Annotated in this window: 20 protein-coding genes; 8 read left to right on the forward strand and 12 right to left on the reverse strand. The window is 66.6% G+C overall.

Annotated features, from left to right (window positions below):
* Window positions 1–12 precede the first annotated feature (12 nt).
* From HLA98_RS02325 to murJ, 7 genes are all read right to left on the reverse strand, one after another.
* On the reverse strand, window positions 13–678 hold the full coding sequence (locus tag HLA98_RS02325) for a lysoplasmalogenase (protein ID WP_057500080.1): 666 nt from the start codon (window positions 676–678) through the stop codon (window positions 13–15).
* Window positions 675–2558, reverse strand: a complete 1884-nt coding sequence (locus HLA98_RS02330; RefSeq protein WP_057500079.1) for a M61 family metallopeptidase — start codon at window positions 2556–2558, stop codon at window positions 675–677. The genes HLA98_RS02325 and HLA98_RS02330 overlap by 4 nt, the downstream gene beginning before the upstream one ends.
* 200 nt (window positions 2559–2758) lie before the next feature.
* A complete protein-coding gene (gene ispH, locus HLA98_RS02335; RefSeq protein WP_049447034.1) occupies window positions 2759–3709 on the reverse strand; it encodes a 4-hydroxy-3-methylbut-2-enyl diphosphate reductase in 951 nt (316 codons plus the stop codon).
* A gap of 27 nt (window positions 3710–3736) precedes the next feature.
* On the reverse strand, window positions 3737–4261 hold the full coding sequence (gene lspA / locus HLA98_RS02340; protein ID WP_010483311.1) for a signal peptidase II: 525 nt from the start codon (window positions 4259–4261) through the stop codon (window positions 3737–3739).
* Window positions 4261–7092 carry an isoleucine--tRNA ligase gene (gene ileS / locus HLA98_RS02345; RefSeq protein ID WP_057500078.1) on the reverse strand — a complete coding sequence of 944 codons (2832 nt, stop codon included), beginning with the start codon at window positions 7090–7092 and terminating at the stop codon, window positions 4261–4263. Before ileS ends, lspA begins: the two co-directional genes overlap by 1 nt.
* Window positions 7089–8036 carry a bifunctional riboflavin kinase/FAD synthetase gene (locus tag HLA98_RS02350; protein WP_049447038.1) on the reverse strand — a complete coding sequence of 316 codons (948 nt, stop codon included), beginning with the start codon at window positions 8034–8036 and terminating at the stop codon, window positions 7089–7091. Before HLA98_RS02350 ends, ileS begins: the two co-directional genes overlap by 4 nt.
* Before the next feature lie 75 nt (window positions 8037–8111).
* Entirely contained in the window at window positions 8112–9716 is a 1605-nt protein-coding gene (gene murJ, locus HLA98_RS02355; protein WP_129550655.1) for a murein biosynthesis integral membrane protein MurJ, read from the reverse strand.
* Window positions 9717–9833: 117 nt separating this feature from the next.
* On the opposite strand from murJ, the gene rpsT reads away from it, so the two are divergent.
* The gene (gene rpsT, locus HLA98_RS02360) at window positions 9834–10103 is read left to right on the forward strand and encodes a 30S ribosomal protein S20 (RefSeq protein WP_005408560.1); all 270 of its coding nucleotides are present in this window, start codon (window positions 9834–9836) and stop codon (window positions 10101–10103) included.
* Window positions 10104–10256: 153 nt separating this feature from the next.
* On the opposite strand, the gene cgtA is transcribed toward rpsT, so the two are convergent.
* The 3 genes from cgtA to rplU form a co-directional block, all read right to left on the reverse strand.
* Window positions 10257–11309, reverse strand: a complete 1053-nt coding sequence (cgtA, locus tag HLA98_RS02365; RefSeq protein ID WP_010483324.1) for an Obg family GTPase CgtA — start codon at window positions 11307–11309, stop codon at window positions 10257–10259.
* A 193-nt stretch (window positions 11310–11502) separates the two neighbouring features.
* Window positions 11503–11766, reverse strand: a complete 264-nt coding sequence (gene rpmA / locus HLA98_RS02370; protein ID WP_005415704.1) for a 50S ribosomal protein L27 — start codon at window positions 11764–11766, stop codon at window positions 11503–11505.
* A gap of 18 nt (window positions 11767–11784) precedes the next feature.
* Window positions 11785–12093 carry a 50S ribosomal protein L21 gene (gene rplU / locus HLA98_RS02375; RefSeq protein WP_005408557.1) on the reverse strand — a complete coding sequence of 103 codons (309 nt, stop codon included), beginning with the start codon at window positions 12091–12093 and terminating at the stop codon, window positions 11785–11787.
* A gap of 340 nt (window positions 12094–12433) precedes the next feature.
* On the opposite strand from rplU, the gene uvrA reads away from it, so the two are divergent.
* The 3 genes from uvrA (at window position 12434) to HLA98_RS02390 (ending at window position 16628) form a co-directional block, all read left to right on the forward strand.
* Window positions 12434–15427 (forward strand): excinuclease ABC subunit UvrA, encoded by a 2994-nt coding sequence (gene uvrA / locus HLA98_RS02380; protein ID WP_049447041.1) that lies wholly within the window; start codon window positions 12434–12436, stop codon window positions 15425–15427.
* Complete coding sequence (locus HLA98_RS02385; protein WP_057500076.1) at window positions 15427–15834, forward strand: acyl-CoA thioesterase; 408 nt, start codon at window positions 15427–15429, stop codon at window positions 15832–15834. Before uvrA ends, HLA98_RS02385 begins: the two co-directional genes overlap by 1 nt.
* A gap of 68 nt (window positions 15835–15902) precedes the next feature.
* The gene (locus HLA98_RS02390; RefSeq protein WP_057500075.1) at window positions 15903–16628 is read left to right on the forward strand and encodes a hypothetical protein; all 726 of its coding nucleotides are present in this window, start codon (window positions 15903–15905) and stop codon (window positions 16626–16628) included.
* Window positions 16629–16671: 43 nt separating this feature from the next.
* Here HLA98_RS02390 and HLA98_RS02395 read toward each other — a convergent pair whose 3' ends face one another.
* Entirely contained in the window at window positions 16672–17118 is a 447-nt protein-coding gene (locus HLA98_RS02395) for a copper chaperone PCu(A)C (protein ID WP_057500074.1), read from the reverse strand.
* Between the two features lie 34 nt (window positions 17119–17152).
* On the opposite strand from HLA98_RS02395, the gene HLA98_RS02400 reads away from it, so the two are divergent.
* From HLA98_RS02400 to HLA98_RS02415, 4 genes are all read left to right on the forward strand, one after another.
* Window positions 17153–17929, forward strand: a complete 777-nt coding sequence (locus HLA98_RS02400) for an enoyl-CoA hydratase/isomerase family protein (RefSeq protein ID WP_012479449.1) — start codon at window positions 17153–17155, stop codon at window positions 17927–17929.
* Between the two features lie 140 nt (window positions 17930–18069).
* Window positions 18070–18978: an acyl-CoA thioesterase II gene (tesB, locus tag HLA98_RS02405; RefSeq protein WP_005412623.1), complete on the forward strand. Its 909-nt coding sequence runs from the start codon at window positions 18070–18072 to the stop codon at window positions 18976–18978.
* 3 nt (window positions 18979–18981) lie between these two features.
* A complete protein-coding gene (locus tag HLA98_RS02410) occupies window positions 18982–19491 on the forward strand; it encodes a hypothetical protein (protein WP_057500073.1) in 510 nt (169 codons plus the stop codon).
* 207 nt (window positions 19492–19698) lie between these two features.
* Window positions 19699–20916 carry an RNA polymerase sigma factor gene (locus HLA98_RS02415; protein ID WP_057500072.1) on the forward strand — a complete coding sequence of 406 codons (1218 nt, stop codon included), beginning with the start codon at window positions 19699–19701 and terminating at the stop codon, window positions 20914–20916.
* A gap of 52 nt (window positions 20917–20968) precedes the next feature.
* Here HLA98_RS02415 and HLA98_RS02420 read toward each other — a convergent pair whose 3' ends face one another.
* Window positions 20969–21529: an EF-hand domain-containing protein gene (locus tag HLA98_RS02420; RefSeq protein WP_057500071.1), complete on the reverse strand. Its 561-nt coding sequence runs from the start codon at window positions 21527–21529 to the stop codon at window positions 20969–20971.
* Window positions 21530–21567: the final 38 nt, after the last annotated feature.

Consider the following 21567-nt stretch of genomic DNA (forward strand, 5'->3'; position numbering starts at 1 on the left):
TCCCCTTTTTTGCTATTTCACCGAGCGAGCGATGGCGTACTGCGCGCCGTAGTAGGTGGACAACACCAGCAGGCTGGCCAACGGCAGGCCACCGGCGAAGCGGTCCCAGGCCAGCAGGGAATCGCTGGCGACGAACAGCAATGCGCCTGCCGCGGCCCAGCGGGCGCTTCGGGCTTCCACGGCATCGGGCTGCGGGCTGCGCCACTGCCGTGCCAGGGCCAGCACTGCCATCGATGCCAGCACCACCACGTATGCCAGCACCGGCACACGCATCGGCACCGGCAGGTGCGGCCACAGGCCAAGCACATTGAGTACGGCAAAGGCCGCCAGCAGGACGCTGGCGGCCAACAGCCCACGCCCGGCACGCAGGCCATCGCGGAAGGCGACGATATAGCAGACGTGCGCCAACAGGAATGCGACCAGCCCTGGCACGAACGCATCCATCGGCAGCATCAAAGCAATGTCACCCACGCACGACAGCAGCATGCCGGCCAGCACTGCGCGGCGGTAGAACGGCGGCGCCGGATCATGCACGCGCCAGACGATGGCGGCGATCAGCAGCGTGGTGGCCGGCTTGGCCAGCCAGTGCAGCCAACGCCCATCGCCGTGCAGGAATGCGCCCACGATGGCGAGGATCGCCATCAGCAGGATCACGCCATCGCGGACGCGCGGCTTCATCGTGCCTTCCACAGATCCGCAAGGCGGTCAGGCTTGCCGGTGATGCGCTCCAGCACCGGGTACTGCAGGCCACCGTGGTAGGCGATGTTCATCGTTTCGATGCGATCGAACTGCTTCACCAGCAGCACGATCGGCGCCTTGTCCTTCGCTGCCGCAGCCACCGCGTCCTTCAGGCGCTGGCTGCTGTACTCGCGCCCACCAACCGCGATCACCTTCATGCCGGGTGCAAGACCGGCGTTGAAGGCCGGGCTGTCCCAGATCACGTCCCCGACCGTGCCGTTGTCGAGCACGGTCGCACCCAGCGAATAGGCCAGCAACGCCGCCTTGGCACGTTTTTCCTGTGCCTTGTAGGCGTCGTTCGGCGTATCGCGGTAGACCAGCTTCCAGCCCGCCAGCTCCAGGCCACCGGTCAACGAACCGTGGCCGTCCAGGCGCCCGCGCAGGAACGTGGCCCAGTCATACGGCGCGATGCCGTTCAAAGTCGCGACCACGTCATCAAAGGTGTACGGGTTGACGTCCCAGTCGCCATTGCCGACCCCGAAGAACGCACGTGCGAAGTCATCCAGGCTGCGACGGTTGCCGCTCAGTTCGCGCAGCTTGCCCTCCACTTCCAGCCATAGCATCTGGCCGCCGGAGTAGTAGTCCTCGCTCATCTGGTAGTTGCGGTAGGGCAACGTGCGGCGCTGGGCGATGGTCGGGTCGTTGGTGGTGTCCTGCAGTGGGCGCCAGGCCAGCCCCGGGCGGCCACGGTCATAGGTCGCAGCCACATTGGCCAGCATGTCGCGCGCCTGCGCCGTCGACCACAGCCCCGAGCGCGCCGCCAGCACCTGGCCCCAGAACTGGGTCTGGCCCTCGTACACCCACAGCAGGCTGTCGCCCATCGGCACGTTGAAATTGGCGGTGGCCAGGTCGGCGCCACGACGGTACTTGCCGTTCCAGGAATGGGTGTACTCGTGCGGCAGCAGATCGCGCATCCACGCGTTGCTGTCCCACTCGGTGAAGTAGCCCGGGTCGGCACTGTTCTCGCTGGAACGGTGATGCTCCAGGCCGATGCCACCGAGGCGGTCGGTCAACGCCAGCAGGAATTCATAGTGGTTGTAGTGGCGTGCGCCATAGAGCTTGTCGGCCTGCTGCACCAGCGCGCGGTGCATCGTGATCTGTGCCTCGCTCGGCTTCAGCGACTTGGCTTCGTCGGCAAACACGTTGAGATGCACCGGCACCTTCGCGCCCGGGTCGAGATCGATACGCTGGTAGTGCTCACCGGCGAACAACGGCGAATCGACCAGATGGTCATACGAGATCGGCTTGAACACCACGGTATCGCCGTCGCGGCGCGCGGTCTCCAGCGCCGTGGCAAACGACCAGCCCTTGGGCAGGGTCACGCTGGCCTGCGCCTGCAGGCTGCGCGCATCGACGCCGGCCGGATACAGCGAGTTGGCGTTCCACTGCAGGTTGAGCATTTCCGGGGTCATCACCACCCGCCCCTGACTGCCGCCCTGCGAGGACAGGAAATCGAAGTGGGCGACGATCTCGCTGACGCCCTCGGGCACGTCCACCTTGAACGCATAGACGTTGTACTGGTCGCGCTGCCAGGCCAGCGGCTTGCCGTTGGCGGTCACGCGCAGGCCGGCCAGCTTGTCGATCGGGCCGGTGGGCGAATGGTTGCCGGGAATCCACTGCGGGTACAGCAGGGTGACCGGACCGGGCTTGACCGGCACGGTGGCGGTCACCTTGAAGATGCGACGGGCAAGGTCACGTGCATCCACATCGATGCGCAGCAGGCCGGGAGCCGGCACGTTTGCTGGTGGCGAGGTCTGCGCAAGTGCAGGCGTGGCCGCCAGCGCGAACAGCAGGGACATCACCAGAGCACGGGTCTTCATCGGCAGCATCCAACAACGGAGAATCTTCCGATGCTAGGCCTGTAGAGAGCCCTGCCCCATGGCCAAAGGTCATGGGCGGTGCGCCCATCGGTGCATGCCCAAAAGCGTGCGAACCAAGGTTCGCACCCACCGTGTGCAGTTCGCACCCACCAAAGCGGTTTCAGTAGATCCACGCCATGCGTGGATGCGGCCTTTCCCGGTCAGTCGACCAGACGCAGGCGCAGTTCCTTCGGCAGCGCGAACACCATCGATTCCGGTTCGCCATCCAGCTCGCCTACGCCGCTGGCGCCCAGCTCGGTCAGGCGTGCGAGCACGCCATCGACCAGTACCTGCGGCGCCGAGGCACCGGCAGTCACGCCGATATGCTGCTTGCCTGCCACCCACGCCGGGTCGATCTCGTGCGCGCCGTCGATCAGGTACGACTCCACGCCTTCACGGCGGGCCAGCTCGCTCAGACGGTTGGAGTTGGAACTGTTCGGCGAACCGACCACCAGCACCAGGTCGCAGCGCTTGGCGAGGTCGCGTACGGCGTCCTGGCGGTTCTGCGTGGCGTAGCAGATGTCGTCGTTCTTCGGGCCCTGCATCGCCGGGAAACGCTCGCGCAGCGCATCGATGATGCCGCGCGTGTCATCCACCGACAGCGTGGTCTGGGTGGTGTAGGCGAAGTTTTCCGGCTGGTTGATGTGCAGCGTGGCAACCTGCTCGACGTCCTCGACCAGATAGATCTGGCCGGTGCCGGCTTCGCGGTTCCACTGGCCCATGGTGCCTTCCACTTCCGGGTGACCGGCGTGGCCGATCAGCACCACGTCACGGCCGGCACGGCAGTGGCGGGCGACTTCGAAGTGGACCTTGGTCACCAGCGGGCAGGTGGCGTCGAACACCTTCAGGCCACGGCGTTCGGCTTCCTGGCGCACCGCCTGGGACACGCCATGGGCGCTGAAGATCACCGTGTTGTTGTCCGGCACTTCGTCGAGCTCTTCGACGAAGATCGCGCCGCGCTGCTTCAGGTCGTCGACCACGAAGCGGTTGTGCACCACCTCATGGCGGACGTAGATGGGCGCGCCCAGCGTTTCGATCGCGCGCTTGACGATCTCGATCGCACGATCGACACCGGCACAGAAACCACGCGGGTTGGCGAGCAGCACATCCATCAGTTCAATCTCCCGGCAGCGGCCGGCTTACGGTTTCGGATTGGCATTATCCGCCTTTTTGGCGGACTTGCCGTCGAACAGGCCAAACAGGGCGATGCCGATGGCACCCACCACTATGGCCGAGTCGGCGATGTTGAACGAGGGCCAGGTGTAGCTGCCCACGTACCACTGGATGAAATCGACCACATGGCCATGCACCTGGCGGTCGATCACGTTGCCGATCGCGCCGCCGATGATCAGCGCATACGGCACGGCCGCCTTCCAGTTGCCACGGGCTGTACCGCGCAGCCACCAGGCCATCAGGCCGCTGATGACGATCGCCAGCACGGTGAAGAAGTGCTTCTGCCAGCCACCGGCGTCGCTCAGGAAACTGAACGCCGCACCGGTGTTGTAGGTGCGGTACCAGTTCCAGAAGCCGTCGATGACCACCACCGGCTGGAACTCCGGCAGGCTCGACAGAACCCAGGCCTTGGACCACTGGTCCAGGCCGATGATGGCCGCCGACAGCAGCAGCCAGACCAGGGCGTTCGGATGCGGACGGGGCGCGGCCATCAGAACCAGCTCCGCACTTCACCGGCACCGGTGATGTTGCTCACGCAGCGGCCACACAGTTCCGGATGATCGGCGTTGCTGCCGACGTCGGCGCGGTGGTGCCAGCAGCGCACGCACTTGGCCTTGGTGGTCGGCTGGGCGCTGACGAACACCTCGTCGGTGGTCGCCGGGCGCACCTGCACGTCGCCGCTGATGAACAGGAAGCGCAGTTCATCGGCCAGCGGCTGCCAGCGCGTGGCCTGCTCTTCACTGGCGGCGATGGTGATCTCCGCCTCCAGTGCGGCACCGATGGCGCCGTTGGCACGCATCGGTTCGAGCACCTTGGCCACCTGCTCGCGCACGGCCAGCAGCTGGTCGAAGTCGGCGGCGTTGAGCTGGGCATCGGCCGGCAGCGGCGCCAGGCCGTCGTACCAGGTGGTGAACAGCACGTGCCCGGCGCGTTCGCCCGGCAGGTAGCCCCACAGCTCGTCGGCGGTGAAGGTCAGGATCGGCGCGACCCAGCGGGTGAACGCTTCGGCGATGTGGTACATCGCACTCTGTGCCGAACGGCGACCGTGCGAATCGGTCGGCATCGTGTACAGGCGGTCCTTGGTCACGTCCAGGTACAGCGAGCCCAGGTCCACGCTGCAGAAGTTCAGCAGCAGCTGCACGATCTCGGCCATGTTGTAGCCGTCGTAGGCTGCCTTGATCTTCTCCTGCAGCTCCCACGCGCGGTGCACGATCCAGCGGTCCAGCGCGACCATCTGGTCGAGCGGCTGCAGGTGCTGGGCCGGATCGAAACCGTCCAGGTTGCCCAGCAGGAAGCGTGCGGTGTTGCGCAGGCGACGGTAGGCGTCGGCGTTGCGCTTGAGGATCTCCTGCGACAGCGACATCTCGTTGCTGTAGTCGGCCGAGGCGATCCACAGGCGCAGGATGTCCGCGCCCAGCTTGTTCATGATGTCCTGCGGCTCGATGCCGTTGCCCAGCGACTTGGACATCTTGCGGCCGTGCTCGTCCACGGTGAAGCCGTGGGTCAGGCACTGCTTGTACGGGGCGCGCTTGTCGATCGCCACGCCGGTCAGCAGCGAGGACTGGAACCAGCCGCGGTGCTGGTCGGAACCTTCCAGGTACAGGTCGGCCGGCTTGCCGAAGCCACGCGCGGCGAGCACGCCTTCATGGGTCACGCCCGAATCGAACCAGACGTCGAGGATGTCAGTGACCTTCTCGTAATCGGCCGCTTCGGCGCCCAGCAGTTCGGTGGCATCCAGCGAATACCACACGTCGATGCCCTCGGCCTCGACGCGGTCGGCGACCTGCTGCATCAGCTCCACCGAACGCGGGTGGATCTCGCCGGTCTGGCGATGGGTGAACAGTGCGATCGGCACGCCCCAGGTGCGCTGGCGCGAGATGGTCCAGTCCGGACGACCGTCGACCATGCTCTGGATGCGCGCCTTGCCCCAGGTCGGGAACCAGCCGACGGTGTCGATGGCGGCCAGCGCATCGTTGCGCAGGTTGGCCTTGTCCATCGAGATGAACCACTGCGGGGTGGCGCGGAACACCACCGGCGTCTTGTGGCGCCAGCAGTGCGGGTAGCTGTGGCGGATCGGGTGGAACGCCAGCAGCGAACCGTTGTCGCGCAGCACGCCGACGATGGCCTCCTGCGCCTTCCACAGGTGCTGGCCAGCCAGCACCACGTCACCGGCCGGCGGGGTCGATTCCAGGTACACGCCACGGCCGTCGATCGGGGTCACCTGGCCGGCGTTGTACTTGTCCAGCAGGCCGTACTTCTGGCTGACCACGAAGTCTTCCTGGCCATGGCCGGGGGCGGTGTGCACCGCACCGGTACCGTCTTCGTCGGAGACGTGGTCGCCGTTGAGCACCAGGATCTCGCGTTCCGGGTAGAACGGGTGCGCCAGCAGCTGGTTTTCCAGTGCCGCGCCGGTGGTTTCACCGTGCAGCACCACCGCTTCCACGCCGTAGCGCTGCAGCGCGCGCTCGGCCAGGGCGGCGGCCAGCACCAGCCAACGGCGCTTGCCGTTGTGGGCCGGGCCCTCGGCCAGCACGTAGCGGATCTCCGCGCCCAGCGACACCGCCAGCGAGGCCGGCAGCGTCCACGGGGTGGTGGTCCAGATCGGTACGGCCACTTCGACGTCGGCCGGCACACTCACGCCGAACGCCTGGCCGATGGCCTGCGCGTCGCGCGCGGCGTAGGCCACGTCGATCGCCGGCGATTCCTTTTCCTGGTATTCAATTTCGGCCTCGGCCAGCGCCGAGCCACAGTCGAAGCACCAGTACACCGGCTTGGCGCCACGCACCAGGTGGCCATTGGCCACGACCTTGGCCAGCGCACGGATCTCGTTGGCTTCGAAATCGAAGCTCAGGGTCTTGTACGGGTTGTCCCAGTCACCGGTCACGCCCAGGCGCTTGAAGTCCACGCGCTGGATGTTGATCTGCTCTTCGGCGAACTCGCGGCACTTCTGGCGGAATTCAACGGCGTCGAGCTTGGTGCCGACCTTGCCCCACTTCTTTTCGACCGCGATCTCGATCGGCAGGCCATGGCAGTCCCAGCCCGGAACGTAGGGCGCATCGAAGCCGGCCAGGTAACGCGACTTGACGATGATGTCCTTCAGGATCTTGTTGACCGCGTGGCCCAGATGGATGCGGCCGTTGGCGTACGGCGGGCCATCGTGCAGCACGAACAGCGGGCGGCCGGCGGCGTTGTCGCGCAGCTGCTGGTAGAGCCCCTGCTCTTCCCACCGCGCCAGAATGCCCGGCTCGCGCTTGGGCAGATCGCCGCGCATCGGGAATTCGGTGGCTGGCAGGTTCAGGGTGGTCTTGTAGTCCTGGCTCACGCAGTGGCTCGCAATCTATGTTCGGAAAGGATGGCGCGCGCCTGTTCGGCGTCGCGGTGCATCTGGTCGGTCAGGGCCGCCAGATCATTGAATTTCTCTTCGTCGCGCAGCTTGGCGACGAATTCGACTTCGATGTGTCGACCGTACAGGTCGCCCTGGAAATCGAACAGGTGGGCTTCCAGCAGCGGTTCCACGCCCTCCACCGTCGGCCGCGTGCCGAAGCTGGACACTGATGGCCACGGCTGGTCGAACACGCCGTGCACCCAGGTCGCGTAGATGCCCGACAGTGCCGGGGTCTTCGGGAAGCGCAGGTTGGCGGTGGGGAAGCCCAGCGTACGGCCGAGCTGGCGCCCGCGCACCACCCGCCCGCTGATCGCATACGGACGCCCGAGCAGGTCGCCGGCACGGGCGAAGTCGCCCTCCTGGAGCAGCTGGCGGATGCGGGTACTGGAAATGCGCTCGCCATGCAGGTCGACCGCTTCGATCTCGCCGGCGCTGAAGCCGAGCTCGGCACCGAGCTGCTGCAACAGGGCCAGGTCGCCGCGACGGCGGTTGCCGAAGCAGAACTCCGGCCCGATCCAGACCTCACGCGCACTCAGGCGATTGACCAGCAGCTGGCGCACGAAGGTCTCGGCCGGCATCGCCGCCATCGCCGCGTCGAAGCGCAGCAGGCCGATCGCATCGACACCGAGCTCGCGCAGGATCTCGACCTTGCTGCGTGCCAGTGTCAGCCGCGGCGGCGGCGTGCCCTGGGCGAAGAATTCACGCGGCAGCGGCTCGAACGCCACGGCCACCGCGGCCACGCCCAAGGCGCGCGCACGGGCAACCGCGTGGCGGACCAGCGCACGATGACCCAGGTGGAGGCCGTCGAATGCACCGATACAGACCACGCTTCCGTTGGGGAACAGCTCCCCGCCCTCGACGCTTCTGAACAGCCTGCTCATCAACTCTCGTTCCGGCCCGACCGGGGCCGCCGCTTCAATGGTGTAACCCTGAAGTATAGCCGCCACACGCGGCGATCAATGCCCGCGCAGGTCGCGCGGGCGGAAGCCCATCGCCACCATGGCCACCGCATAGGTAGCGCCACCACCACCGACCAGCAGTGCCAGGGCACCGATCCGCTCCCATACGCCCATCGCCGAGAACGCGGGCAGCCAGTGCAGCAGGGCCAGCAGCGCAGCGACCATGGCCGCGCAGGCCAGCAGCAGGCGCAGCAGATAGCCGCCCCAGCCCGGCCGGCGCTGGTAGACATCGGTCTTGCCCAGCCAGTACCAGAGCAGGCCCAGGTTCAGGTAACTGGACAGCGCGCTGGCAATGCCCAGCGCCAGGTGCAGGCCGGGTTGCTTGCCGATGGCGGCCATCACGCCCTGCGCCTTCAGCTCGTCCGGCACCATCACCTGGTACAGCACGGCCAGCAGCGCGAAGTTGAACACCATGTTGGCCACCAGCGCGGCCACACCGGCACGCACCGGGGTCCTGGTGTCCTGGCGGGCGTAGAAGGCCGGCAGCACCACCTTCAGCAGGGCGAACGCCGGCAGGCCGAAACTCAGGCCGTACACCGACAGCGCGGTCATGCGGGTATCGAAGGCGCTGAACTGGCCGTGCTGGAAGATGGTCGCGATCAACGGCTCGGCCAGCAGCAGCAGGCCCAGCATGGCCGGCACGGAAATCAGCAGGGTCATGCGCAGCCCCCAGTCCAGCGATCGCGAGAAACCCTCGCGATCGGTGCTCACGTGGTGGCGGGCCAGCGCCGGCAGGATCACCGTGCCCAGCGCCACGCCGAACACGCCCAGCGGCAGCTCCAGGAAGCGGTCAGCCAGCGACAGCCAGGACTGCGAGCCGTCGGTCAGCTTGGCCGCGATGACGGTGTCCAGCAGCAGGTTGATCTGCGCCACCGAGGAGCCGAACAGGGTCGGCACCATCAGCGTCATCACCTTGCGCACGCCCGGATGGCTCCAGCCCCAGCGCGGCAGGGTCAGCAGGTTGATGCCCTTCAGCGACGGCAGCTGGAACAGCAGCTGCAGGATGCCGGCGGCCAGTACCGCCCAGCCCAGTGCCAGGATCTGCTTTTCCGGGGTGCCGCCCAGCCGCGGCGCCAGCCACAGCGCACCGGCGATCATGCACAGGTTGAGGATGACCGGGGTCAGCGCCGGCATCGCGAAGCGCTGGAAGCTGTTCAGCGCACCACCGGCCAGGGCGGTGAGCGAGACGAACAGCAGGAACGGGAAGGTCAGACGGAACAGGTCGACCAACAGGCCCTGCTTGACCGGATCGGTATCAACGCCGCTGGAGAAGACCGAGGCCAGCTGCGGCGCGAAGATCAGCGCCAGCGCAGTGACCAGCATCAGCACCCCACCCAGGGTGCCGGCGGTGCGGGCCATCAGTTCGCGCAGCTCGGCATGGCTGCGGGTCTCCTTCACCTCCGTGAACACGGGCACGAAAGCGGTGGCGAAAGAGCCCTCGGCGAACAGCCGCCGCAGGAAATTGGGTACCCTGAAGGCGACCCAGAAAGCATCAGTGATGGCGTTGGTGCCGAACGTGGTGGTCACCACGAAGTCCCGGACAAGTCCGAGAACGCGCGAGACCATGGTCATGCTGCTGAACGACAGCAGGCCCCGCAACAACTTGGGTGAACTCACTCAGCGTCCCTCTTGACAATCGACTTGACGTGCATTTCTTACGCCATCATACTAGCTAGCTTGCTGTTCCCATAACACCGATTTTTTCAGGAAACCACCACCGTGGCCAATATCAAGTCCGCCAAGAAGCGCGCCAAGCAGACCGTCGTGCGCAACGCGCGCAACGTGGCTCAGCGCTCGATGCTGCGCACCGCTGTCAAGAAAGTGATCAAGGCGCTGGACGCCAACGATGCCGCCGGCGCCGAAGCCGCCTTCGCCGTTGCCCAGCCGATCCTGGATCGCTTCAGCGCGCGTGGCCTGATCCACAAGAACAAGGCTGCTCGTCATAAGAGCCGCCTGAACGACCGCATCAAGGCCCTCAAGGCCGCCTGATCCGGCGTTGCCGCCCTTCCCTTCGGGGTTGGGCAGCAGACAAGAACCCGGCCCTGGCCGGGTTTTTTGTTGCCTGCGATCCGGTAGTGCCGGCCAACGAAAAACCCGGCCGAAGCCGGGTTTTTGCCAACGCCGGTCGACTGACAGTCGACTCTACTGCGCGTTACGGGCTTCCAGCTCGTCTTCCTTCTGGCGATCGAAGAAGGCCATGATCCGGCTCATGATCGGGAAGGTACCTTCGCGGCCCAGCGCGGAAACCAGGAACCACGGCTCCTTCCAGCCCAGTTCGGCGACGATCTGCTCGGCCGCAGCCTTCGCTTCGTCTTCGAACATCAGGTCAGCCTTGTTCAGCACCAGCCAGCGCGGCTTCTGCAGCAGCTCCGGGTCGTGCTTTTCCAGCTCGCGCTCGATCGCACGCACCTGCTCAACCGGGGAAATGCCTTCCACCCCACCCTCCATCGGCGAGATGTCCACCAGGTGCAGCAGCAGGCGGGTGCGCTGCAGGTGGCGCAGGAACTGCGCACCGAGGCCGGCGCCATCCGCGGCGCCCTCGATCAGGCCCGGAATGTCGGCAATCACGAAGCTGCGGTAATTCTCCACCTTCACCACACCCAGGTTCGGGTACAGCGTGGTGAACGGGTAATCGGCCACCTTCGGCGTCGCCGCCGAAACGGCGCGGATCAGGGTGCTCTTGCCGGCGTTGGGGAAGCCCAGCAGGCCGACGTCGGCCAGCAGCTTCAGCTCCAGCTTCAGCGTGCGCTCTTCGCCCGGCTCGCCCGGCAGCGCCTGGCGCGGCGAGCGGTTGGTCGAACTCTTGAAGTGCATGTTGCCCAGGCCACCGCGGCCGCCTTTGGCCACCAGCAGACGGTCACCATGCTGTGTCAGGTCGCCGATGACTTCATCGGTGGCAACGTTGATGACCACGGTGCCGACCGGCACGGTGATGGTCAGGTCTTCGCCGCCCTTGCCATAGGCCTGGCGGCCCATGCCGTTCTCGCCGCGCTGCGCCTTGAAGATGCGGTCATGGCGGAAGTCGACCAGGGTGTTCAGGTTTTCGTCGGCGCGGATGTACACGCTGCCGCCCGCACCGCCGTCGCCGCCGTCCGGGCCGCCGAGCGGAATGAACTTCTCGCGACGGAAGCCAATGCAGCCGTTGCCGCCGTTGCCGGCGAACACTTCGATTTCTGCTTCGTCTACCAGTTTCATTGTTTCGATGCCTGCGATGGGCGCGGCCTGCCGGCCGTCGCCTTGAATGTTATGCCTGCCGATGGCCGGCAGCCCGGCCTGGCCGGTCTTGCTTCAACTCTAACGAAAAGCCCCGCCGAAGCGGGGCTTTCCATGCAGCGTACTCTTCATCCAGCACAGCCATGCCGAGGCATGGGTGCCGGCGATGCCTGGATCAGGCGTCGGCCGAGACGATGCTGACGGTGCGACGCTTCTTGGCGCCCTTGACCGAGAACTCCACCTTGCCGTCCACGAGGGCGAACAGGGTGTGGTCACGGCCCAGGCCAACGCCCGAACCCGGGTGGAACTGGGTGCCGCGCTGACGCACGATGATGTTGCCGGCTTCGATGGCCTGGCCGCCGAAGATCTTGACGCCCAGGTACTTCGGGTTGGAGTCGCGACCGTTGCGCGAGGAGCCTACGCCCTTTTTATGTGCCATGACTGCTTCTCCTGATGCTTAGCCGGCGATGCCGGTGATCTCGATTTCGGTGTAGTACTGACGGTGACCCTGACGCTTCATGTGGTGCTTGCGGCGACGGAACTTGATGATCCGGACCTTGTCAGCACGACCCTGGGACAGGACCTTGGCGGTGACGGCAGCGCCCTTCAGCGCATCGCCCAGCTTCACGCCGTCGCTGTCACCCAGCATCAGGATATTGTCAAACTTGATCTCGCTGCCGACTTCGACTTCGAGCTTTTCAATGCGGAGCTTTTCGCCCTGCGCCACGCGGTATTGCTTACCGCCGGTGACCAGTACTGCGTACATGACCAGGCCTTCCTCTGTAGTTATTGTGGTCTGAGCTGCCGCCATCGAGGGCGGACAGGAGCGGAATTGTACGCAGATCAACGGCCGTGGGTCAAGTCAACCCCTGAACGGCCTGGACGGCCGGCCCCTGCAGGGCCGAACCATGCCCGGCTGAACGGTTCGGGGTCCAGGCAGCCGAGCATGGCTCGGCTCTACACAAAGCTGTCGGCCTGTCTCATCAGGTGAGACATCGGGCTGGCATTGTGGCCCATTGCCCCCATCTGGTCACCTCGGTAGGCTGACCGATTGCCGTTCCCTGCTGGCCCGGCACCCAGCCAACGCCCCCACAACCGGATCCCCCATGGCGATGGATTTCATCCGCATCCGCGGCGCGCGGACGCACAATCTGAAGAACCTCGACCTCGACCTGCCCCGCGACAAGCTGATCGTGATCACCGGCCTGTCCGGTTCGGGCAAGTCCTCGCTGGCGTTCGACACCATCTATGCAGAAGGCCAGCGCCGCTACGTCGAGTCGCTGTCGGCCTACGCACGCCAGTTCCTGAGCGTGATGGAAAAGCCGGACCTGGACCACATCGAAGGCCTGTCCCCGGCCATCTCGATCGAGCAGAAGTCGACCTCGCACAACCCCCGTTCGACGGTCGGCACCATCACCGAGATCTACGACTACCTGCGCCTGCTGTACGCCCGCGTCGGCACCCCGCGCTGCCCGGACCACGGCTATCCGCTGGAAGCGCAGACGGTCAGCCAGATGGTCGATCAGGTGCTGACGCTGGACCCGGAGCAGCGCTACATGCTGCTGGCGCCGGTCATCCGCGACCGCAAGGGCGAACACGCACAGGTCTTCGACCAGCTGCGCGCGCAGGGCTTCGTGCGTGTACGCGTGGACGGCGAGCTGTATGAAATCGATGCGGTGCCGCCGCTGGCGCTGCGCCAGAAGCACACCATCGAGGCGGTGATCGACCGCTTCCGCCCGCGCGAGGACATCAAGCAGCGCCTGGCCGAGAGCTTCGAGACCGCGCTGAAGCTGGGCGATGGCATGGCCTCGGTGCAGAGCCTGGACAGCGCCGACGCCACGCCGGCACTGTTCTCGTCCAAGTACTCCTGCCCGGTGTGCGACTACTCGCTGCCGGAGCTGGAACCGCGCCTGTTCTCGTTCAACGCACCGATGGGCGCCTGCCCCGGCTGCGATGGCCTGGGCATCGCCGAGTTCTTCGACCCTTCGCGCGTGGTGGTGCATCCGGAGCTGTCGCTGGCCGCTGGTGCGGTGCGCGGCTGGGACCGTCGCAACGCCTACTACTTCCAGCTGATCGCCTCGCTGGCCAAGCACTACAAGTTCGACGTGGACGCCGCGTGGAACTCGCTGTCGGCCAAGGTGCAGCAGGCCGTGCTGTACGGCAGCGGCGACGAAACGATCACCTTCACCTACTTCACCGAAGCCGGTGGCCGCACCCAGCGCAAGCATCGCTTCGAGGGCATCATTCCCAACCTTGAACGCCGCTACAAGGAAACCGAGTCGCCGGCGGTGCGCGAGGAGCTGTCCAAGTACATCAGCGAACAGCCGTGCCCGGAATGCAACGGCGCGCGCCTGAACAAGGCTGCGCGCAACGTGTTCGTGGCCGACCGTCCGCTGCCGGACCTGGTGGTGCTGCCGATCGATGAGGCACTGAAGTTCTTCAGTGAACTGAGCCTGCCGGGCTGGCGCGGCGAGATCGCCGCGAAGATCGTCAAGGAGATCGGCGAACGCCTCGGCTTCCTGGTCGATGTCGGCCTGGATTACCTGACCCTGGAGCGCAAGGCAGACACCCTGTCCGGTGGCGAAGCGCAGCGCATCCGTCTGGCCAGCCAGATCGGTGCCGGCCTGGTCGGCGTGATGTACGTGCTCGACGAGCCGTCGATCGGCCTGCACCAGCGCGACAACGAACGCCTGCTTGGCACCCTCACCCGGCTGCGTGACCTGGGCAATACGGTGATCGTGGTCGAACATGACGAGGATGCGATCCGGCTGGCCGACTACGTGCTGGACATCGGCCCGGGCGCGGGCGTGCATGGCGGCGAGATCGTCGGCCAGGGCACCCTGCAGGACATCCTGGAGGCGCCGCGCTCGCTGACCGGCCAGTATCTGTCGGGCAAGCGCGCGATCGAGATTCCGGCGCGCCGGCATACGCCGAACCCGAAGATGACCCTGCACCTGCGCGGGGCGACCGGCAACAACCTGAAGGGCGTGGACCTGGCGATTCCGTCGGGGCTGCTGACCTGCGTGACCGGTGTATCCGGCTCGGGCAAGTCGACGCTGATCAACGACACCCTGTTCTCGCTGGCCGCCAACGAGATCAACGGCGCCTCGCACCCGATCGCCCCCTACAAGGAGATCGATGGCCTGGATCTGTTCGACAAGGTGGTGGACATCGACCAGTCGCCGATCGGCCGCACCCCGCGTTCGAACCCGGCCACCTACACTGGCCTGTTCACCCCCCTGCGCGAACTGTTCGCACAGGTGCCCGAAGCGCGTGCGCGTGGCTATTCACCGGGCCGCTTCAGCTTCAACGTGCGCGGCGGCCGTTGCGAAGCCTGCCAGGGCGATGGCCTGATCAAGGTCGAGATGCACTTCCTGCCGGACGTGTACGTGCCGTGCGATGTCTGCCATGGCAAGCGCTACAACCGCGAAACGCTGGAGATCCTGTACAAGGGCTTCAACATCAACGACGTGCTGGAAATGACCGTCGAGGATGCACTGAAGCTGTTCGAGCCGGTGCCGTCGATCGCACGCAAGCTGGAAACGCTGGTCGACGTCGGACTGAGCTACATCAAGCTGGGCCAGAGCGCGACCACGCTGTCTGGTGGTGAAGCGCAGCGCGTGAAGCTGTCCAAGGAACTGTCGCGCCGCGATACCGGCCGCACCCTGTACATCCTCGACGAGCCGACCACCGGCCTGCACTTCCACGACATCGAAGCGCTGCTGGGCGTGCTGCACAAGCTGCGCGACGAAGGCAACACGGTGGTGGTGATCGAGCACAACCTGGACGTGATCAAGACCGCCGACTGGATCGTCGATCTGGGCCCGGAAGGCGGCCATCGCGGCGGCACCATCCTGGTGACCGGCACGCCGGAAGACGTGGCGGCCTGCCCGCAGTCGTATACCGGCCAGTTCCTTGCGCGCATGCTGCCGTCCACCAGCGCGCGCCCGGAGCAGCCCGCCGCCGTGGCCAACAAGCCCGATGCACGCCCGCCGCGCAAGGTGAAGCCTGAGAAGCCCGCCAAGAAGGTCGCCGCCGCCAAGAGCACCGGCAAGGCCAGCAAGACCGCAACTGCCAGCAAGAAGAAAAAGGACGCCTGATGAGCAGCGAACACAAGATCCTGGCCCGCATCCCGATCAGCGTGCGCTGGCGTGACATGGACAGCATGGGCCACGTCAACAACGCCAAGTACATTTCCTATCTGGAAGAAGCGCGCGTGCGCTGGATGCTGGGCGTTGAAGGCGTGTCGATGACCGACCGCATCGCACCGGTGGTGGCCGCGACCAACGTCAACTACCGGCTGCCGATCGTGTGGCCCAACGACATCCTGGTCGAGTTGTTCGTCGAGCGCCTGGGCAACAGCAGCGTGACCATCGGCCACCGCATCGTCGACCAGCAGGACGAGTCGAAGCTGTACTCGGATGGCAACGTAGTGGTGGTGTGGATGGATACGCAGACCGGCAGGAGCGCGCCGCTGCCGGATGCGATCCGCAACGCTTCCACCTGACGGTAGTGCCGGCCGCTGGCCGGCATGCCCGAACCTGCGACTCTACCCGCCCTGCTCAAAGGACTGAGATGATCCACCACACCGAACTGCGCGACCTGCTGCCCGGCATGGTCCCCTTCCCCACCGATGTCTTCCCTGCCGACCAGGCCTGGCTCGGCCAGCACCTGCTGCCGCTGCTGAAGATCGATCTGGGTGTGCTGCGCCCGGAACTGACCGGCCAGGTGGCGACGATGCTGTGCCCGATCGAGCCGTACGACGGCTGCATCGGCGAGACCACCGAAGAACACCACAACGAGTTCACCGGCACCAACTGGATCGCCTTCGAACTGACCGCCGGCAACGAGATGCGTTTCCTCGGCAGCGAGGGCTATTTCATTGGCGACGCGGTGCAGGACAAGCACGCGCAGGAACACATCGCGCAGATGCGCGAGAGCTACGCCAGGGCGCGCGACTACCATGCCACGCATGGCCGCCTCGCCTGCTACTCGCGCTATGGCAAGGGTGAGGCCAGCGAGCGCGATTATCTGGATACGCTGGGTGGCCCGATCGGTTTCGGCAACTGGACCGAGACCGCGGAGATTCCCGCGGCCTTCGAACTGGGCTTCACCGAGGCAGCCGATGACCCCAACGCTGCGGACGATGCCGAAACGGTGATCATCACCCGCAATGGCAACAAGTTCTTTGCCGTGGCCAGCGTAGCCGGCTACAACTGGTGCGCCACCGGTGCCGACGCGATCGTGATGCTGTACGAGCCGGTCAGCCGCACGGTGCTGTTCTCGTACGACTGGTCGTAAGACCCCGTGGTCGTGCCAGCCGCTGGCCGGCACGACCATCCCGCTACGGCGCGGACTTACGCACGGTCAACGTCGCGCCTGCTTCGCCACCGCCTTCCAGCTGCAGCCGCAGCGGCAGCGCCTGGCCTTCCTTCAGCGCACCCTTGCCCTGCATCAGCATCAGGTGCAGGCCACCGGGCTTGAGCTCGGCACGCGCGCCGGGTGCCAATGGCAGGCGTTCAATGGCGCGCATCCGGCTGACCCCGTCGACGATCGTAGTCTCGTGCAGCGACACATCACCGAAGCCGCTGCTGGCCGCACCGGTGATCACTACCGCCTTGCTGCAGCCGTTGTGGATCACGCCATAGCCGGCGGTCATCGGCATCGCCGGATTCGGTGGCAACCGCGCCCAGCCCTGCTCCACCGTGACGCAGGCCGGTTCGGCCACCGAAGCCGATGCTGCGGCCGCACACAGAACCAACAGTACGCCAACGAATGGTTTGGTTATCATCGCCCGGGTTCCTTCTTCGCAACGAGACCGCAGCATGACGACGCTCATCGAGGTGATCAACCATGGCCCCATCCGCGAACTGCGCCTGGCACGGCCGCCGGTCAACGCACTGGACACCGAACTGTGCCGGCAGTTGATCCATGCCATCGAGCTGGCCATGGCCGAAGACGCACATGGCATCGTGCTGTCGGGCAGCGAGCGCGTCTTCACCGGCGGCATGGACGTGCCGCACCTGCTTTCGCATGGCGATGACAAGCACAAGTTGTTGGACACCTGGAACGCCTTCTTTGGCGCCGTGCGCACACTGGCAGAGAGCCGCATTCCGGTGGTCGCGGCGATCACCGGCCACGCCCCGGCGGGTGGCTGTGTGCTGGCCCTGTGCTGCGATTACCGGGTGATGGCGCGCAGCGCCGATCCGTCGCGGCCGTATGCCATCGGCCTGAACGAAGTGCAGGTCGGCCTGATCGCGCCGGAGGGCATCCAGCGCCTGCTGCGCCGTGCGGTGGGCGTGCACCGCGCCGGCGTGCTGCTGACCACCGGTTCGCTGGTGCCGGCCGAACAGGCGCTGCAGATCGGCCTGGTGGATGAGCTGGCCGAGGGCGACCTGGTGGTGGCACGCGCCATTGCCTGGCTGCAGAACCTGCTCAAGCAGCCGCGCCAGCCGATGCTGCTGACCCGCGCGATTGCCCGTGCCGACCTGCATGAGGCGCTGCACCCGGACCTGATCCAGCTGGACCGCTTTGTCGAGGCATGGTTCGCCCCGGATGCGCAGAACGCGCTGCAGGCACTGGTGGCGCGCCTCGGCAAGTGAACTGTAGGGCCGGCCGCTGGCCGGCCACCGCAGGCGCCCCAACTGGCTCATGGGGCTGCCGGCCAGCGGCCGGCACTACCGATGATGGGCTGGCCTGCACCGGTATAATCGGGGCCTCTTCACTGCTGTGGCCGCCCCCCTTGAACGACACGCCCGAACCCGTCGTCTCCGAGCTGATCGACCTGCTCACGCTGGAGCGGCTGGAGGACAACCTGTTCCGCGGGCAGAGCCGCGACATCGGCACCAAGTACGTGTTCGGCGGGCAGGTACTGGGCCAGGCGCTGGCCGCGGCGCAGGCCACGGTCGACAATGGCCGCCACGTGCACTCGCTGCACGCCTATTTCCTGCGCGCGGGCAACATCGACCACCCGATCGTCTACGACGTGGACCGCACCCGCGATGGCGGCAGCTTCTCGGTGCGCCGGGTCACCGCGATCCAGCACGGCAAGGTGATCTTCTTCTGCGCGGCCTCGTTCCAGCAGGCCGAGACCGGCGCCGAGCACCAGCACAAGATGCCCGAAGTGCCACAGCCGGAAGACATCGAACCGAACCGTCCGCTGCCGGCCGAAGTGCTGGAGCGGCTGCCGATCAAGGTGCAGCGCTGGCTGTCGCGCGGCGGCCCGTTCGAGTTCCGCCACGTCTACCCGCGTGACGAACTGAACCCGCCCAAGCGCCCGCCCTACCACCAGGTGTGGCTGCGCCTGAGCGAACCGGTGGGCGATGCGCCGGAGCTGCACCAGGCGCTGCTGGCCTACGCCTCCGACTTCCACCTGCTGGGCACGGCGACCTTCCCGCACGGCATCAGCTACTACCACCCGCACGTGCAGATGGCCTCGCTCGACCACGCAATCTGGTTCCACCGCCCGTTCCGTGCCGACGACTGGCTGTTGTACTCGCTGGACAGCCCCAGCGCGCAGGATTCGCGCGGCCTGGCACGCGGCCAGTTCTTCACCCGCAATGGCGTACTGGTGGCCAGCACCGCGCAGGAAGGCCTGATCCGCGTCGTTCCCGACCAGGCCGCGGCCGCCGCCGTGCCAGCCAAGGAGTAACCCATGCGCCAGATCTTCAGCAGCCAGCGCGTGGAAACCGTCGAAGGCGTGGCCGAGCTCCTGCGCGGGCATGGCATCGACGTCAAAGTGACCAATGGACGCTCGTACAAGACCCGCCGCCGCGGCCAGTTCAGCTACACCGACCTGGGCAACGCCAACGCCTACCCAGCGGTGTGGATCGTGCGCGCCGACGACCAGCCGCGCGCGCGTGAAATCCTGCGCGAGGCACGTCTGCTCGACACCACCCGCCGCGACCATCCGACCGCCGAATTCGCCTTCCGCGACGCGCCAGAACAGGGCAGCGGTGGCCGCAGCTGGGCCTGGCGCATCCGCATCGCCCTGCTGGTGGTGATCGCCGGCGTGGCGCTGGTGATCGGCCTGCGCCATCGCAGCGCCCCGGCGCCGGTCGCACCGGCCCCTGCCCCGCAGGCCCAGCCGCAGCAGACGCAACCGGCTCCGCAGGCCGCACCGGAAGAGGAAGAAGTCCGGGTCCGCATCCAGCCCTCGAAGTGACGCACGGGTAGGGCCGGCCGCTGGCCGGCAGCCGCAAAAAGGGGACGGAGGGGATTAAGTCGTTTGAGGCACAAACGACTTAATCCCCTCCGTCCCCTTTTTGTCATGAGGTTGCCGGCCAGCGGCCGGCACTACCGCGCAGAAGGCCGGTCACACTTCGCGCGCGGCTCCGTCATGGGACACAATCCCAGCAGGAGAGCCGCCGCCATGACGACGTTCGCCGCATCGATCGACCAGACCCTGGAACGCGAACTGCCCGCCGCCGCCAGCGGGTGCCAGCACGCCTATGGCCGTATCGTGCTGGCCTGCCAGAACACGGTCACCGCCATCGCGCTGGCCATCACCCGCGACCGCCAGGCCAGCGAGGACATCGCCCAGGAGGCCTTCGTCAAGGGCTGGCAGCAGCTGCACCAGCTGCGCAGTTCGACCAGTTTCCTGCCCTGGCTTCGGCAGATCACCCGCAACCTGGCCCGCGACTGGCTACGTGCACAACGTGGCCGGCCGCTGACCGGCGAGGCGGCCGAGGTGGCGATGGGCATGGCCGCCGACCCGTCGCCGGGCGCGGCCGACCGCCTGCAGCGGGTGGAGGAAGAGATCGCCGCCGAGGACATCATTTCCGCCTTGCCCGCCGACAGCCGCGAGGTGCTGTTGCTGTACTACCGCGAAGGCCAGCGCTCGCAGCAGGTGGCCGACCTGCTTGGGCTCAGTGACGCCGCCGTGCGCAAGCGCCTGTCGCGTGCCCGCGCCCTGGTGCGCGACGGCCTGCTGCAGCGCTTCGGCGAGTTCGCGCGCAGCAGCGCACCCAGTGCCGCGTTCGCTACGGCGGTGGTTTCGATGGTACTGGTGGCCGCGCCCGGCACTGCCAGCGCAGCGATCCTGCTCGGCACCGGTGTCGGCGTGGGCGGCAGCAAGCTGGGCCTGGGCGGCGTCAGTGCCGCAGGCGGGGCAGCCATGGGTTCACTGACGGCCGCCGCCAGCCAGCTGCACCTGATTCCCGCCAGCGACTGGGCCACCGTTGCCGGTGGCGTCGTCGGCGGCATCATCGGCAGCTATCTGGGTGGCCGCTTCCTGCTGCGCTTCGCAGACACCCAGCAGGAACGAACAGCAGTGCGGCGCTTCGTGCACCTCAATACGTTCACCGCGATGGTCGTCTGCACCAGCCTGCTGATCTCGCTGATGCTGCAGGTGCCATTCTGGCTGCAACTTGCGATTCTCGTCATCGGCCTGGGTACGGTGAACTACCAGTGCCTGGTGCCGCTGCAGCGCCTGATGGCACCCATGATCGCGCGCGATTCAGCGCGGCGCGGCCGCAGCGGAACCAACTGGAAATACGAATCCGTGTACGGGCGCACCGGCATCATCGGGGCGAACGTATTCGTGATCGGTCTGGTGGTATATGCGCTGATGCGCAACGGAAACGTGTAACGGACAACGCCGGCAGTCTGCCGGCGTTGTCGTCATTTCACCGCGTTGACCCTCAGCGCTGCGGCTTCGGCGCAGCGCCATCACGCGGACCGCCATGGCGCGGGCCACCGTGCATCGGGCCCTTGGCTGCGTCGAACTCGGCCTTGCTCAGCTGGCCGTCCTTGTTGGTGTCGGCGGCAGCGAACCAGGCATCACGACGCTGCTTCACGCGCAGCTCGCGGTCAGCCTTGTCCAGGTAGCCGTCCTTGTTCAGATCAAGCTGGTCGAAGCGAGCTGCCAGGCGCGGGTCGGCCTTGGCTTCCTCGCGGCTGATGCGGCCGTCCTTGTTGACGTCCAGCTTGGCCCAGCGCTCACCGCCGTGGCCACGGCGGCCATGCTGCCAGCGAGGCAGTTCATCGCGCGAGAGCTTGCCATCCTTGTTCTTGTCCAGCTCGTCGAACTTCGCGGCCAGGCGCGGGTGGGCAGCGGCCTCGCTGCGGTCGATCACGCCGTCGCCGTTGGTGTCCAGCTTTGCCGGACGCTGCGCCGGCGTGGTCGAGGGGTCGGCGGCAAGCGCGATTCCGGAAGCAGAGGTGCCCAGCAGCAGGGCCAGCAGCAGGGGGGTACGGATCATGAGGTCACTCCTGGGGATGGGAACAGCGTCGGGGTGAT

It is taken from the genome of Stenotrophomonas africana (assembly GCF_013004645.1).
In the GTDB taxonomy this organism is placed as follows: domain Bacteria; phylum Pseudomonadota; class Gammaproteobacteria; order Xanthomonadales; family Xanthomonadaceae; genus Stenotrophomonas; species Stenotrophomonas africana.

Coding starts and splice junctions, on each gene's coding strand:
- HLA98_RS02325 (WP_057500080.1), bottom strand. CDS start 678: ATGAAGCCGCGCGTCCGCGATGGCGTGATCCTGCTGATGGCGATCCTC.
- HLA98_RS02330 (WP_057500079.1), bottom strand. CDS start 2,558: ATGAAGACCCGTGCTCTGGTGATGTCCCTGCTGTTCGCGCTGGCGGCC.
- ispH (WP_049447034.1), bottom strand. CDS start 3,709: ATGGATGTGCTGCTCGCCAACCCGCGTGGTTTCTGTGCCGGTGTCGAT.
- lspA (WP_010483311.1), bottom strand. CDS start 4,261: ATGGCCGCGCCCCGTCCGCATCCGAACGCCCTGGTCTGGCTGCTGCTG.
- HLA98_RS02350 (WP_049447038.1), bottom strand. CDS start 8,036: ATGAGCAGGCTGTTCAGAAGCGTCGAGGGCGGGGAGCTGTTCCCCAAC.
- cgtA (WP_010483324.1), bottom strand. CDS start 11,309: ATGAAACTGGTAGACGAAGCAGAAATCGAAGTGTTCGCCGGCAACGGC.
- rpmA (WP_005415704.1), bottom strand. CDS start 11,766: ATGGCACATAAAAAGGGCGTAGGCTCCTCGCGCAACGGTCGCGACTCC.
- rplU (WP_005408557.1), bottom strand. CDS start 12,093: ATGTACGCAGTACTGGTCACCGGCGGTAAGCAATACCGCGTGGCGCAG.
- uvrA (WP_049447041.1), top strand. CDS start 12,434: ATGGCGATGGATTTCATCCGCATCCGCGGCGCGCGGACGCACAATCTG.
- HLA98_RS02385 (WP_057500076.1), top strand. CDS start 15,427: ATGAGCAGCGAACACAAGATCCTGGCCCGCATCCCGATCAGCGTGCGC.
- HLA98_RS02390 (WP_057500075.1), top strand. CDS start 15,903: ATGATCCACCACACCGAACTGCGCGACCTGCTGCCCGGCATGGTCCCC.
- HLA98_RS02395 (WP_057500074.1), bottom strand. CDS start 17,118: ATGATAACCAAACCATTCGTTGGCGTACTGTTGGTTCTGTGTGCGGCC.
- HLA98_RS02400 (WP_012479449.1), top strand. CDS start 17,153: ATGACGACGCTCATCGAGGTGATCAACCATGGCCCCATCCGCGAACTG.
- HLA98_RS02410 (WP_057500073.1), top strand. CDS start 18,982: ATGCGCCAGATCTTCAGCAGCCAGCGCGTGGAAACCGTCGAAGGCGTG.
- HLA98_RS02415 (WP_057500072.1), top strand. CDS start 19,699: ATGACGACGTTCGCCGCATCGATCGACCAGACCCTGGAACGCGAACTG.
- HLA98_RS02420 (WP_057500071.1), bottom strand. CDS start 21,529: ATGATCCGTACCCCCCTGCTGCTGGCCCTGCTGCTGGGCACCTCTGCT.